The sequence below is a fragment of the Streptomyces sp. NPDC057302 genome, from assembly GCF_042667685.1.
GTDB lineage: Bacteria > Actinomycetota > Actinomycetes > Streptomycetales > Streptomycetaceae > Streptomyces.
The window spans coordinates 201,323-215,251 of the sequence record NZ_JBHUZJ010000002.1 but is presented as its reverse complement, the minus strand read 5'-3'; the positions used below and the strand labels follow the sequence as shown (position 1 = coordinate 215,251).

General features: G+C 71.7%; 11 protein-coding genes and 1 pseudogene. 4 read left to right on the top strand and 8 right to left on the bottom strand.

Annotated elements, in window-relative coordinates; genetic code table 11:
* Window positions 1-30 precede the first annotated feature (30 nt).
* On the top strand, window positions 31-822 hold the full coding sequence (locus tag ACFUPX_RS02265) for an enoyl-CoA hydratase/isomerase family protein (RefSeq protein WP_383314378.1): 792 nt from the start codon (window positions 31-33) through the stop codon (window positions 820-822).
* On the opposite strand, the gene ACFUPX_RS02260 is transcribed toward ACFUPX_RS02265, so the two are convergent.
* Both ACFUPX_RS02260 and ACFUPX_RS02255 read right to left on the bottom strand, forming a co-directional pair.
* A complete protein-coding gene (locus ACFUPX_RS02260) occupies window positions 812-1,444 on the bottom strand; it encodes a DJ-1/PfpI family protein (RefSeq protein WP_383314375.1) in 633 nt (210 codons plus the stop codon). The genes ACFUPX_RS02265 and ACFUPX_RS02260 overlap by 11 nt on opposite strands.
* A gap of 8 nt (window positions 1,445-1,452) precedes the next feature.
* Entirely contained in the window at window positions 1,453-2,442 is a 990-nt protein-coding gene (locus ACFUPX_RS02255) for a GlxA family transcriptional regulator (RefSeq protein ID WP_383314372.1), read from the bottom strand.
* Between the two features lie 146 nt (window positions 2,443-2,588).
* Here ACFUPX_RS02255 and ACFUPX_RS02250 point away from each other — a divergent pair, with 146 nt between their 5' ends.
* The 3 genes and pseudogenes from ACFUPX_RS02250 to ACFUPX_RS02240 all read left to right on the top strand — a co-directional run bounded on the left by ACFUPX_RS02250 (window position 2,589) and on the right by ACFUPX_RS02240 (window position 6,239).
* Window positions 2,589-3,479 carry a hypothetical protein gene (locus ACFUPX_RS02250; protein WP_383314369.1) on the top strand — a complete coding sequence of 297 codons (891 nt, stop codon included), beginning with the start codon at window positions 2,589-2,591 and terminating at the stop codon, window positions 3,477-3,479.
* 117 nt (window positions 3,480-3,596) lie between these two features.
* Window positions 3,597-3,713 (top strand): annotated as a pseudogene (locus ACFUPX_RS02245) (LPFR motif small protein); the annotation flags it as partial.
* Window positions 3,714-3,839: 126 nt separating this feature from the next.
* Window positions 3,840-6,239 carry a Tex family protein gene (locus tag ACFUPX_RS02240; RefSeq protein WP_383314366.1) on the top strand — a complete coding sequence of 800 codons (2,400 nt, stop codon included), beginning with the start codon at window positions 3,840-3,842 and terminating at the stop codon, window positions 6,237-6,239.
* A gap of 27 nt (window positions 6,240-6,266) precedes the next feature.
* Here the strand turns inward: ACFUPX_RS02240 and ACFUPX_RS02235 are convergent, their stop codons facing one another.
* The 6 genes from ACFUPX_RS02235 to ACFUPX_RS02210 all read right to left on the bottom strand — a co-directional run bounded on the left by ACFUPX_RS02235 (window position 6,267) and on the right by ACFUPX_RS02210 (window position 13,918).
* Window positions 6,267-7,910 (bottom strand): ABC-F family ATP-binding cassette domain-containing protein, encoded by a 1,644-nt coding sequence (locus ACFUPX_RS02235; protein WP_383314363.1) that lies wholly within the window; start codon window positions 7,908-7,910, stop codon window positions 6,267-6,269.
* A gap of 51 nt (window positions 7,911-7,961) precedes the next feature.
* Window positions 7,962-8,837 carry an RNA polymerase sigma-70 factor gene (locus ACFUPX_RS02230; RefSeq protein ID WP_383314360.1) on the bottom strand — a complete coding sequence of 292 codons (876 nt, stop codon included), beginning with the start codon at window positions 8,835-8,837 and terminating at the stop codon, window positions 7,962-7,964.
* Between the two features lie 63 nt (window positions 8,838-8,900).
* On the bottom strand, window positions 8,901-9,554 hold the full coding sequence (locus ACFUPX_RS02225) for a hypothetical protein (RefSeq protein ID WP_383314357.1): 654 nt from the start codon (window positions 9,552-9,554) through the stop codon (window positions 8,901-8,903).
* 126 nt (window positions 9,555-9,680) lie between these two features.
* The gene (locus ACFUPX_RS02220) at window positions 9,681-10,874 is read right to left on the bottom strand and encodes an NAD(P)/FAD-dependent oxidoreductase (protein ID WP_383314354.1); all 1,194 of its coding nucleotides are present in this window, start codon (window positions 10,872-10,874) and stop codon (window positions 9,681-9,683) included.
* Between the two features lie 134 nt (window positions 10,875-11,008).
* Complete coding sequence (locus ACFUPX_RS02215; RefSeq protein WP_383314351.1) at window positions 11,009-12,040, bottom strand: oxidoreductase; 1,032 nt, start codon at window positions 12,038-12,040, stop codon at window positions 11,009-11,011.
* A gap of 210 nt (window positions 12,041-12,250) precedes the next feature.
* Window positions 12,251-13,918, bottom strand: a complete 1,668-nt coding sequence (locus ACFUPX_RS02210) for a BCCT family transporter (RefSeq protein WP_383314348.1) — start codon at window positions 13,916-13,918, stop codon at window positions 12,251-12,253.
* Window positions 13,919-13,929 lie beyond the last annotated feature (11 nt).

The following is a 13,929-nucleotide window of genomic DNA, read 5'->3' as shown; positions in this document are numbered from 1 at the left end:
CGTTCGAGTAGTGCGGATAGCATCCTGCGCATGGAGCCGCAGCTGAGGCAGGCCGTCACGCACGGCGTCGCCACCGTCGTCATCGACCATCCGGCCAAGCGCAACGCCATGACGGCGCAGATGTGGCGCCAGGTGCCCCCGCTGCTCGCCGGGCTCGCCGCCGACCCGGCCGTACGGGCACTCGTCCTGACCGGCGAGGGCGCGACCTTCTGTGCGGGCGCCGACATCTCCTCGCTGCGCCGGTCGCCCGGCGAGGCGCAGGAGCTCGCGGTGCGGGCCGAGGAGGCGCTCGCGGCCTTCCCGAAGCCGACGCTCGCCGCGGTGCGCGGCTACTGCGTGGGCGGGGGGAGCCAGCTCGCGGCGGCCTGCGATCTGCGATTCGTGGAGGAGGGCGCCCTGTTCGGGATCACTCCGGCGAAGCTGGGGATCGTCTACCCGTCCTCCTCGACCCGGCGCCTGGTGTCGCTCGTGGGGCCCGCGACCGCCAAGTACCTGCTGTTCTCGGGCGAGTTGATCGACGCTCGGCGCGCGCTGCGCACCGGCCTCGTGGACGAGGTGCTGCCCGCGGGCGAACTGGACAAGCGGGTCGCGGAGTTCACCGGGATCCTCGCCGCGCGCTCGCAGCTGACGCAGGCCGCGGCCAAGGAGTTCGCCGACGGCCGGCTGGACCGGGACGACCACTGGGGCGCACAGGCGCGCGCGGGCGGCGACACCGCCGAAGGGGTCGCCGCCTTCCTGGAGCGCCGCGAGCCGCGCTTCACCTGGACCCCCGGCGACAGCGCTCCCGGCGACGGCGCTCCCGTCGACACCGCTACTGGCTGAAGCGGCTGCCCGCGCGGAACCTCTCGACCAGGTGCGCGGGCGCCTTGTGCGGGGAACCGGCGTCGTAGGGCGGCTGGGGGTCGTACTCCGTCAGGAGCTGCACGGTCTGGGCCTGCTCCTCACCCGCGATCCGGCCGATCAGGGCGATCCCCATGTCGATGCCGGAGGAGACCCCGGCCGCCGTGACGTACTTGCCGTCGAACACCACCCGCTCTTCCGTCGCGTCCGCGCCGAGCCTCGCAAGCTCCGCGAGGGCGAGCCAGTGCGAGGTGGCGCGGCGGCCTGCCAGCAGCCCGGCACAGGCGAGCAGGAGCGAGCCGGTGCACACCGACGTCGTCCAGGTGCTGGTGGCGTCGGCGGAGCGCAGCCAGCCCAGGAGGCTCTCGTCCGCCATGTGGTCGCTGGTCCCCGGGCCACCGGGGACGACGATGACGTCGGGTTCCGGTACGTCGGCGAAGGAGCGGTCGGCGACGAGCGCGAGGGAGCCGCTCTCGCCCCGGACGGGCCCGGGGCGCTGCGCCACGAAGACGGTCTCGGCGCCGGGAATGCGGCTGAGGGTGTCATAGGGGCCGACGGCGTCCAGGGCGGTGAAGCGGTCGAACAGGGCGATGGCGATCTGCATGGGAGTGCCTATCGGTCGAGGGCGGGTGCCGACTGGGCGGCGAAGGGGGCGTGGAAGCGCCGCCGGTACTCGGCGGGCGCCGCTCCGAGGGTCTTGACGAAGGCGCGGCGCATCGCCTCCGGGGTGCCGTAGCCACAGGCGCGCGAGACTTCCTCGACCCCGCCCGAGGTGTCCTCAAGGAGGCGCCGCGCGTGCTCGACGCGCACGCGCTCCACGTACTTGCCCGGCGTCATCCCCGTCTCCGTCTGGAACGCGCGGGCGAAGTGCCGGGGCGAGAGCCTGGCGCGGGCGGCGAGCGACTCGACGCAGAGGTCCTCGGCCGGGTGCTCGGTGATCCACTGCTGGACCTCGCGCAGGGGTTCGCGCCGGGCGGTCTGCGCGGCGAGCTGGGCGCTGAACTGGGCCTGGTTGCCCGGCCGCCGCAGGAAGACGACGAGATGGCGGGCGACCGTCAGCGCCTCGTCCCTGCCCAGGTCCTCCTCGACGAGGGCCAGGGCCAGATCGATGCCCGCGGTCACCCCCGCGGAGGTCGCGACATGGCCGTCACGGACGAAGATCGGGTCGGGGTCGACCTCGACGGCGGGGTGGTCGCGGGCGAGCTTGGCGCAGTACGCCCAGTGGGTCGTCACGCGGCGGCCGTCCAGGAGCCCCGCTTCGGCCAGCAGGATGGCTCCGGTGCAGACCGAGACCAGGCGCCGGGCACGCGGGGCGTTCGTCCGCAGCCAGTCGATCAGGAGTGGGTCGGCCCCGCGGCTGCCGATGCCGCCCGGGGCGATCAGGGTGTGCGGCACGGGGGCGTCGGCGAGGGAGGAGTCCGGTACGAGCGTGAGCCCGCTGGAGGTACGTACGGGAGCGCCGTCCAGGGAAGCGGTGCGGATGCGGTACACCGGCGTGCCGCCGCGGTGGGCGGCCGCGCCCGCGAAGACCTCCACCGGGCCCGTGACGTCGAGGCTCTGGACCCCCTCGAAGAGGACGACCAGGACAGTTCGCTGCTCCATGCTCCCTGATTCTTGACCTGGCGCGGGATGTCCGCAATGCCGAATCCCCCACCTTTTCGGCCACCGGCGGATGCGGCGCCGGGGCACGTCTCCTGTGCGAGCGCCCCGGGCTTCACGTCATACCAACCAGTCGGTAGCGTGCCTCCATGACTTCTCTCAAGCCCCCCGCCCCGGTCGCCGCACTGCACCCGCGCGCGGGACGTCGATGTCACAACGTGCTCAATTCGCTGCACTCGACGCACTACTTCTCGCCCGACGCGGGGCGCGAGCTGGCCGAGATCGGCATCACCCACCCCAAGGCCGTCAATTTCGCCGTGCGGACGGCGGCGATGGGACCGGTCGGCGCCGGAGTGGTCACGGCGGCGTTCTACAACTACAAGCACGACCTCGTCGCCCGCCACGTGCCGGCGATCTGGCGGACGGTGTCCCCCGAGGACGTCCTCGCGGCCCGCCTGCGGGCCGTCGACGCGACCCTGCGGCGCCTGCTCGGCGAGGAGGCCGTCGCCTCCCCCGAGATGGCGGAGGCGGCCGGACTCGCACTGCGCGCCACCGAGGCCTGCTCCCGTTCCGCACGGCCGCTGTACGCCGCCCACGCGGACCTGCCGGTCCCCGAGCAGCCGCACCTCGCGCTCTGGCACGCCGCGACGCTGCTGCGCGAGCACCGGGGCGACGGGCACCTCACGGCCCTCCAGTACGCCGAACTCGACGGCCTGGAGGCGCTGGTGAGCCACACGGCGACCGGCAAGGGCATGACGCCGAAGTGGAACTTCAGCACCCGCGGCTGGAACCAGGAGGAATGGGACGCCGCCGTGCAGCGCCTGCACGCGCGCGGACTGCACGACGGGGTGGCCGAGTTGACGGAGGCCGGCGTCGAGCTGCGCAAGGACGTCGAGGAAGCCACGGACCGCCTCGACCGGGCGCCCTACGAGCACCTGGGAGCGGCGGGCGTCGAGCGCCTGACGGAGCTGGGCACGGTGTTCGCGGGCGCGGCGCTCCAGGCGGGCGCGTTCCCCGCGGACCTGCTCGGCAAGCAGTAGACGGGGGACCAGTCAGGTCGGGCCACGGCGCGGGCATGGACGGCGCCGTGCGAGGTACCCGTTCGTCTCCGGCCGCGCGCGCCGTGCGCCCGGCCGGGCGACGAAAGGGGAAATCCCGTGTTCCGAGCGATCGCAGATGTCCTGCGTACGATCGGCACGGCGCTCGCCACCGTGGTGACGCTGCCGTTCCGCGCCGTGGCCCGGCTCTTCGGCGGCGCCTCGAGCTCCACACGCCGATCGGGCCGCGGGTCGGGCCGCCGGTCGGGAGGCCGCCCGGGGCGGGCACGCCGGGTCTGATCCCCCCGCTGTCGGTGCCACCTGCCACAATTGCCCCGCAACCCCAGTGAGAAGGCGGGAAACGTGGCACCTCTGCAGACGTCCACTCCAGCATCGATCGAAGGCAGGATCGCCGAAGAACTCGGCGTACGGGAGCGGCAGGTGAAGGCCGCCGTCGACCTGCTCGACGGCGGCTCGACGGTGCCCTTCATCGCTCGCTACCGCAAGGAAGCGACCGAGATGCTCGACGACGCGCAGCTGCGCACGCTCGAGGAGCGGCTGCGTTATCTGCGGGAGCTCGAGGAGCGGCGCGCTTCGATCCTCGAATCGGTGCGCGAGCAGGGCAAGCTCACCGAGGAGCTGGAGGCGCAGATCCGCGCGGCCGACACCAAGGCGCGCCTCGAGGACATTTACCTGCCCTTCAAGCCGAAGCGCCGCACGAAGGCGCAGATCGCCCGCGAGGCAGGACTCGAACCACTGGCCGACGGCCTGCTCGGCGACCCGTCGGTGGATCCCCTCGCCGCCGCCGCGGCCTTCGTGGACGCCGACAAGGCAGTGGCCGACCCGCAGGCCGCGCTGGACGGCGCCCGCGCGATCCTCGCCGAGCGGTTCTCCGAGGACGCCGACCTGATCGGCGAGCTGCGCGAGCGCATGTGGGTGCGCGGCCGTCTGGCCGCGAAGGTCCGCGACGGCAAGGAGGAGGCGGGCGCCAAGTTCGCCGACTACTTCGACTTCGCCGAGCCCTTCAAGGACCTGCCCTCGCACCGCGTCCTCGCGATGCTGCGCGGCGAGAAGGAGGACGTGCTCGACCTCGTCCTCGAACCGGAGGAGGCCACGGAGGGACCGTCCTCGTACGAGGGGATGGTCGCCCACCGCTTCGGCGTCGTCGACCGCGGCCGTCCCGGGGACAAGTGGCTCCAGGACACGGTGCGCTGGTCCTGGCGGACCCGCATCCTGGTGCATCTGGGGATCGACCTGCGCCTTCGCCTGCGCACGGGCGCCGAGGACGAGGCCGTGCGGGTCTTCGCGTCGAACCTGCGCGACCTGCTGCTCGCCGCACCGGCGGGCACGCGCGCGACGCTGGGGCTCGACCCCGGTTTCCGGACGGGCGTGAAGGTCGCCGTGGTCGACGCGACCGGCAAGGTCGTGGCCACGGACGTCATCAACCCGCATGTCCCCGCGAACAAGTGGGACCAGTCGCTCGCCACGCTCGCGAAGCTGGCCAAGGAGCACGCGGTCGACCTGATCGCGATCGGGAACGGCACGGCGTCCCGCGAGACGGACAAGCTCGCCGGTGAACTCATCACCAAGCACCCGGAGTTGAACCTCACCAAGGTGATGGTCTCCGAGGCGGGCGCCTCGGTGTACTCCGCTTCGGCCTTCGCCTCGCAGGAGCTGCCGGACATGGACGTGTCGCTGCGCGGCGCCGTCTCCATCGCCCGGCGCCTCCAGGACCCGCTCGCCGAGCTGGTGAAGATCGACCCTAAGTCCATCGGCGTCGGCCAGTATCAGCACGACCTCTCCGAGTTGAAGCTCTCGCGCTCGCTCGACGCGGTCGTCGAGGACTGTGTGAACGGCGTCGGCGTGGACGTGAACACGGCGTCCGCCCCGCTGCTCTCCCGGGTCTCCGGCATCGGCGCGGGCCTCGCCGAGAACATCGTGTCGCACCGCGACACGAACGGCCCCTTCTCCTCGCGCAAGGGCCTCAAGGACGTGGCACGCCTGGGCCCCAAGGCGTACGAGCAGTGCGCGGGCTTCCTGCGCATCCGGGGCGGCACCGACCCGCTGGACGCCTCCGCCGTGCACCCCGAGGCGTATCCGGTGGTGCGCAAGATGGCCAAGAAGACGGGCGGCGAGGTCGCCTCGCTCATCGGCGACACGGGCACGCTGCGCTCGCTGCGGGCCGACGAGTTCGTGGACGAGTCCTTCGGTCTGCCGACCGTCAGCGACATCCTCAAGGAGCTGGAGAAGCCGGGCCGCGACCCGCGGCCCGCGTTCAAGACGGCGACCTTCAAGGACGGCGTCGAGAAGATCTCCGACCTCGCGTCCGGGATGGTCCTGGAGGGTGTCGTCACGAACGTGGCGGCGTTCGGTGCCTTCGTCGACATCGGCGTCCACCAGGACGGGCTCGTGCACGTCTCCGCGATGTCCAGGACGTTCGTCAAGGACCCGCGGGACGTGGTGAAGCCGGGCGACATCGTCAAGGTGAAGGTGATGGACGTCGACATTCCGCGCAAGCGGATCTCGCTGACGCTGCGCCTGGACGACGAGGCGAGCCCCGCGGGCGAGGAGCAGCCCAAGCGGGGCGCGCGTCCGCCGCAGCAGCGCGGGCAGCGGCCCCCGCGCCAGCAGGGCGGGCAAGGCGGTCAGGGCCAGGGCCAGGGAGGCCAGCGCCAGCAGAAGCGGCAGGGGCCGCCGCCGGCCAATGACGCGATGGCCGACGCGCTGCGCCGGGCCGGACTACTGGACCCCAAGAAGCGCTGATCCGGGATCCCGGAGGACCGAGGGAGGTCAGGGTGACAGTTCGGTCACCTTGCCCTCCGTCACCTCCAGACGGCGCGTGACCCGTACGGCATCGAGCATTCTGCGGTCGTGCGTCACCAGGAGCAGCGTGCCCTCATACGAGTCGAGGGCCGACTCCAGCTGCTCGATGGCCGGCAGGTCGAGGTGGTTCGTCGGCTCGTCGAGGACCAGGAGGTTGACGCCCCGGCCCTGGAGCAGGGCGAGGCCCGCCCGGGTGCGTTCGCCCGGGGAGAGGGTCGCCGCGGGGCGCAGGACGTGCGCGGCCTTCAGGCCGAACTTGGCGAGCAGCGTGCGCACTTCGGCGGGCTCGGTGTCGGGGACGGCCGCGCAGAACGCGTCCAGGAGCGACTCCGGGCCGTGGAACAGCGCGCGGGCCTGGTCCACCTCGCCGACGAGCACCCCTGAGCCGAGCGTGGCGTGGCCCGCGTCGGTGGGGATGCGGGTCAGCAGGGCGCCAAGCAGGGTGGACTTGCCCGCGCCGTTCGCGCCGGTGATCGCGACGCGGTCCGCCCAGTCGATCTGCAGCGTCACGGGTCCGAGCGTGAAGTGGCCGCGGTGCACCTGCGCGTCGCGCAGCGTGGCGACGACGCTGCCGGAGCGCGGCGCCGACGCGATCTCCATCTGCAGCTCCCACTCCTTGCGGGGCTCCTCGACGACGTCGAGCCGTTCGATCATGCGCTGCGTCTGGCGGGCCTTGGACGCCTGCTTCTCGCTGGCGTCGCTGCGGAAGTTCCGGCCGATCTTGTCGTTGTCGCCCGCCTTGCGTCGGGCGTTCTTGACGCCCTTGTCCATCCAGGACCGCTGCATCTGGGAGCGGCCCTCGAGGGCGGACTTCTTGTCGGCGTACTCGTCGAACTCGTCGCGGGCGTGGCGCCGCGCGACCTCGCGCTCTTCCAGGTAGGCCTCGTAGCCGCCGCCGTAGAGGTTGATCTGCTGCTGGGCCAGGTCGAGTTCGAGGACCTTGGTGACCGTGCGGGTGAGGAACTCGCGGTCGTGGCTGACGACCACCGTGCCGGCGCGCAGTCCGCGGACGAAGCTCTCCAGGCGGTCCAGGCCCGCCAGGTCGAGGTCGTTGGTGGGCTCGTCCAGGAGGAACACGTCGTAGCGGGAGAGGAGGAGCGAGGCGAGGCCCGCGCGGGCGGCCTGGCCGCCGGAGAGGGAGGTCATCGGCTGGTCGAGGCTGACGTCGAGGCCCAGCGAGGCGGCGACCTCGTCGGCGCGCTCGTCCAGGTCGGCGCCGCCGAGGGCCAGCCAGCGCTCCAGGCTGGTCGCGTACGCGTCGTCCGCGCCCGGGGTGCCGTCGACCAGGCCCTGGGTGGCCTCGTCCATGGTCCGCTGGGCCTCGTCGACGCCGGTGCGGCGGGCCAGGAAGCCGCGGATGGACTCGCCGGGGCGGCGCTCGGGCTCCTGCGGGAGGTGGCCCACGGCGGCGCTGGGCGGGGAGAGGCGGAGTTCGCCGGTCTCCGGGGTGTCCAGGCCCGCGAGGAGGCGGAGGAGGGTCGACTTGCCGGCGCCGTTGGCGCCGACCAGGCCGATGACGTCGCCGGGGGCGACGACCAGCTCCAGGGCGGAGAAGAGGGAGCGGTCGCCGTGGCCGGCGGCGAGGTTCTTGGCGACGAGGGTTGCGGTCATCAGGGGGTCGAGTTTAGGCGAGGCGCGGGGCGGACCCGACGGAGCATGGCGTCACGGAAGGTGCAGGCCGCTCAGTTTGTCGGGGTTGAACTGGAAGCGCATGTTGTGGATCAAGCCGTCCGTGAGGTCGTAGGTCAGGCACCCGCCGACGTAGTCGCCCAGCTTGAAGAGGACGCTCAGTTCGCCGTTGACCGTGGCGGGCTCCAGGGTGACGCCCGTCAGCGCGGGCTTGGCGAGGACGCCGAGGAACCAGCGCGCCACATGGTCCGTGCCGTGCAGCGGACGGATGGCCGCGGTGACCTTGCCGCCGCCGTCGGACCAGGCGGTGACGTCGGGGGCGAGAAGTTCCATGACCGCGTTCAGGTCGCCGCCCGAGCAGGCCGAGAGGAAACGCGCGGTGACCTGGCGGCGCTGGTCGGCGTCGGTGTCGAAGCGGGGGCGCCGGGCCTGGACGTGGGCGCGGGCCCTGCGGGCGATCTGCCGGACGGTGGCCTCGGGGCGCTCCACTGTCTCGGCGATCTCCGCGTGCGAGTAGCCGAAGACCTCGCGGAGCAGGAAGACCGCGCGCTCCACCGGGCTGAGGGATTCGAGGACGACCAGCATGGCCGTGGAGACGGTGTCGGCCATCTCGCTCTCCTCGGCTATGTCGGGTGAGGTCAGCAGGGGCTCGGGGAGCCACGGCCCGATGTACGTCTCGCGAGTGGCCCGCGCCGATGTGAGGCGGTTGAGCGACAGGTTGGTGACCGTGCGCACGAGGTAGGCCTTGGGGTGGCGGACCGCGTCGCGGTCCACCGCGTTCCAGGTCAGCCACGCGTCCTGCAGGACGTCCTCGGCATCGGCGACGCTGCCCAGCATCCGGTAGGCGGTGGAGTGCAGCAGTCGCCGGTGCTCGAGGAACGGGTCAAGTACGGGCGTGGCGTCGGTCATCGGGGCATGTTCCCAGCGTGGCGAACGGGGCGACAAGGTGTTCGGGGCCCGCACCGCACCTCTTCACTTGCGGAGCCGCGCCGCCCGTATGGCGGTGGCCACGATCCAGAGGATCGCCGTGAACCGGCCGAGCGGCAGGAGCGGCATGGCCGACTCGCTCACGAAGGCGAGGACCGACAGGAGGCAGAGGCCCGCCGAGACGAGTCCGACGACCGTGGTCCAGCGCGGAGCCGACGTACGCAGCGCCAGTGCGCTCGCGCCGACGAGGATCCCCAGGAACGGGACGTGGGCGGGGCCTCCCGCCATGAAGGTGAGCCGGTGCAGGGTGTGCAGGGTGTCGCCGCTCGCGTCGAGTACGGGGATGGCGAGGCCGATCAGCGCGCACGCGGCCAGGCCCGCCGCGGCGCACAGGCCGCTCGCCCGCGCGAGGCCCGCGCCCGCCCTCCTGGTCAGCGCCAGGACGAACGCGGCGAGCGGCACGGCCGACAGGAACTGAAGGACGCTCATGCCGACGACGACGCCTCCGTTGTCGGCGAAGTACGCCTCCGTCGCCTTGTCCGCGTCGAACGGCGAGGGGTAGGTGGCGCTTCCGGCGAGGCCGGAGAAGACCAGGCTCGCGATGAACAGGACGGCGAACGCGATCCCGGTGAGGGCCAGGCGGCGAGAGGTGGCTGGCGTTGCGGTGGTGGCCGATGCGGGTGAGGCGATTGCGGTCATGAGGCGAACTCCTTGATGAGAATGGGGTGTTGGTGGCATGCCGGTGCGGCGCCGAGGTCATGGGAATCGGGGATTTCGCCGCACGCCGGGAGCAGCAGGGAGCAGGAGGGAGCAGGAGCAGGACCCTTATCGGGCGCTCGCCCCGGGGCGGGTCGCGCGGCCCCCCTTGGAGAGGGAGGCCGAGACGGGGATCCGCTTGCTGAGGCGGTACATCTTCAGCGGGCTGCCGCTGATCGTCTCCTTGTAGGCGACGGCCGCCCTGCCGCCGAGGAACCAGCGGCGCGGGGTGTCGTCGGCGTGGGTGAACTGGATGACGGCGTCCCGGCGGCCGAGGCTGACGGGCTGGTGGAAGTAGCCGAAGCGGAACGGCTTGACGCTCTTGCCGCGCAGCCGCCGCGCCAGGGCGTCGGCGGTGTACGCGGCGACGGGCAGGCCGCTCTGGCAGGTGCCGTGGACCTGGCCCCAGGCCTGGCGGACGGCGGCCGCGTCGCCGATCGCGTGGATCTCCGGGTGCGAGGTCGAGCGGAGGGTGGCGTCGACCAGGATCAGGCCGCGCTCGTCGACGGCGATGCCGGAATCCGCGGCCAGGGCCGGGACGCGCACGCCGGTGGTCCACAGACAGGCATCGGAGGGGACGAGCGTGCCGTCGGCCAACTCGACGCCGTCGGAAAGGACTTTGCCGATGGCGGCGCCGACCCGCAGGGTGATGCCGAGGCGCTCGAACGCCGCGTACAGGTGGGCGCGCGCCTTCGCGTTCATCAGGGGGCCGGGTTCGCCGCGGCTGATCAGGGTGACCCGGAGTCCGGGGTGGCTCTCGGCGATCTCGGTGGCGGCTTCGACGCCGGTGAGTCCGCCGCCGCAGACGTTCACCGCGCCGCCGGTGCGGGCCAGTTCGGCGAGCTTCTGCGCGAAGTGGCGTGCCGCGTGCGGGCTGTTCAGGGTGACGGCGTGCTCGTCGGCACCGGGGACCGTGCTGGTGTCGGTGGAGCTGCCGAGGGCGTACACCAGGCTGTCGTAGGCGAGGTCGGCAGGGCCGTCCGGGGTGTCGACCGCCACCGTGCGGCTCTCGGTGTCGATGGCCGTCGCGGCGCCCCGTACGAACACGACGCCCGTCCCGTCGAGGATCTCGGGGATCTGATGGTCCGCCAACTCCTGCCCCGCGATCACCTGGTGCATCCTCAGCCGCTCGGTGAACCGGGGCGACGGATTCACCAGCGTGACGCGCACGCCGGTCCGCCGGGTGCGGCGTGCCAGGCGGATCGCACACAGCAGGCCGGTGTAGCCGGCGCCCAGGACGACGATCCGGTGCTCGCTCTTCATCTGCAACTCCCGCGCTCGTGCCCCGGTTCCGGGGGCGTCGTGTCGGTGACGCCCATGGGACAGACGGGCCCGCCCTGGCGTGACAAGTCACGAATGTGAGCTGAGTCACAGGCCAGTTGAGGGGTGCGGGGGGGCTACCTCACTATCGGCGCCACCAGAACGCTGTCCGGCGTCCGCGCCACCACGAACGACTCCCCCTTGGTCGCCTTCGCGTCCAGCGCGACCCGGTGCTCCCCGGGCTCAAGGACGCCGTCGAAGACCTCGTGGACCTGGGTGCGGGAGAGCCGGTCCAGGCGGTACGCGATGAGCTGGACCCGGCAGGTCGAGGTGATCTCCACGTCCGCGGAGCCGTCCGCCGCCGCGAACCGCGTGAGGCGGCGGCGCTCCAACGGGCTGCGGTCCAGGGCGTGTTCGATCTGCGCGACCAGGAGGGGCACTATCGCGGCCAGGCCGTCGACGTACGCCACCTGGATCCCCGCCCCCTCGAACGCCGCACGCACCCCGTCGCGCGTGGCTGCCGGGACAGCCCGCCCGAAGGCCACCGCCCCGTACGTCCGCAGCTCGTCCGGCGGCACTCCCGCCGCGTCCGCCGCGATCTCGGCGCCGACGCCGATCGTGCGCAGCGCCGCCGCGAGCTTGGCGAGGACGGCGACCCGGGCGCCGATCAGGAGCACCCTGCGCCGCGCCACCGGCTCGACCTGGGTCAGCAACTGCCCCAGTGCGTCGCGGTATTGGCCGCCTTCGAAGCGGAAGGGCCCTATGCCGTGGTAGCCGTTGAGCTCCAGATCGGCCCGCTCGGCGGTCTGCCAGGCGAAGTCCCGCCATACGTAGGCGTCGGAGCCGTCCGGTGCCCGCTCGATGACCGCGGTGACCGCCCCGCACTCCAGGCCTTCGCACTCCGGGCAGCCGTAGATGACGTGACGGTCGTCGTGCAGGGGCGCCCGCGCCTCCAGGAGGAGTCCGCGTACGTGGTGGGTGAATATCGCGGGTGGTACGTCGGAGGCGAGCGGGGAGACGGCGTCGAGGTCGGAGAGCTGGAACAGCAGCGGACGACCGTTCACGATGAAGTCGACGAAATCGCGGTGGACTTGATACTCACCGTTGGCGAGGACTCCACCGGCGCGGATGGCCGGTGCCAGGCCGAAGGTCGCGTACTCGGCAGACATGGTGTGAGTATCCCCATCTGGGGTGTGATGTGAGCACGGCATGACGCATTCCGCTACGTTTCCGGGACGAACGGGACGGATGACCGTGGTGTGACCCCGGTCTGCGTACGCATGGTCGATGGCGTACAAGGCGTGCCCCGGCTGGACGACGACGCGCAGGAGGCGACAGCCTCGCGAACGAGACGGCCGCCTCCTGAGAGCGCAGAGAACTCAGACCTTCGTGGCCCCGCTCTCCTCGTCGTCGTTGCCGTTGTCGCTCGGGCCGATGCGGAGCTCGAAGTCACCGTCGTACTGCTCGTGGCCCGCGATCACGGCCTTCTCGACGGCGTCCGTGCCGTGCTCGCCCCGGACGATCAGCGGGTCGTGGCGCAGGTCCCGCATCAGCGCCACACACATCCCGATCATGACGAGCACGAAGGGCGCGGCGACCAGGATCGTCAGGTTCTGCAAGCCTTGCAGGGCGTTCCCCGAACCGTCGCCGATGAGCAGCATGATCGCCGCCACGGCTCCCGTCACGACGCCCCAGAAGACGACCACGAGCTTGCCGGGTTCGAGCGCGCCCTTCTGGGAGAGCGTGCCCATGACGATGGACGCGGCGTCGGCACCCGAGACGAAGAAGATACCCACGAGGATCATCACGAGCAGGCTCGTCCCCGTGGCGATCGGGTACTCGTGCAGCAGGCCGAAGAGCTGGCCCTCGGGGGTCGACTCGCCACCGAGGCCGCCGCGCTCCTTGACCTTCATCGCCGATCCGCCGAAGACGGCGAACCAGACGAGGCTGACGGTGCTGGGCACCAGGATGACGCCGCCCACGAACTGCCGGATCGTGCGCCCACGGCTGATCCTGGCGATGAACATGCCCACGAAGGGCGTCCATGAGATCCACCAGGCCCAGTAGAAGACCGTCCAGCTGCCGAGCCAGTCCGACACGCCCTTGCCGCTCGACGCCTCGGTGCGCCCCACCAGCTGGGGCAGGTCGCCGAGGTAGGCGCCGATGGACGTCGGCACCAGGTCGAGGATGATGACGGTCGGGCCCGCGATGAAGACGAACACCACGAGCAGCAGCGCGAGCACCATATTGATGTTCGAGAGCCACTGCACGCCCTTCTCCACACCGGAGATGGCGGACGCCACGAAGGCCACCGTCAGGACGGCGATGATCGAGACGAGCAGACCCGTGCTCGCGTTGTCCATCCAGTCAAGGACCTCGAAACCGCTGCCGATCTGCAGGGCGCCCAGGCCGAGCGATGCCGCCGAGCCGAAGAGCGTCGCGAAGATGGCGATGATGTCGATGACCCTGCCCCAGGCGCCGTTCGCGCGCTTCTCGCCGATGAGCGGCGTGAAGACGGCGCTGATGGTCTGCCTGCGCTTGCGCCGGAAGGTGCTGTACGCGATGGCCAGACCCACGACCGCGTAGATCGCCCACGGGTGGAGCGTCCAGTGGAAGAGGGTGGTGGACATCGCCGTTTCCATCTTCGCCGCGGAGTCGGCGGGATCGGTGCCCGGCGGGGGCGTGGTGAAGTGGGCGAGCGGTTCGCTCACGCCGTAGAACATCAGGCCGATGCCCATACCGGCGCTGAACATCATGGCGACCCAGGAGACGGTGCGGAACTCCGGGTCCTCGCCCTCCTCACCCAGGGTGATCTTCCCGTACCGGCTGACGGCGAGCCAGAGCGCGAAGACCACGAATCCGCTCGCCGCCAGCATGAAGGCCCAGCCACCGTTGTGGATCAGGCCGTTGAGCATCTTCGTGGAAGCGCTCTCGAGCGAGTCCGTGGCGACGGCGCCCCAGACCACGAAGGCCAGGGTGAGCACGGCGGTCACACCGAACACGATGCGGTCGGTCTGGGGACGCGCGCCGTCGTGAGCGGCATGCATCAGATGCCCGT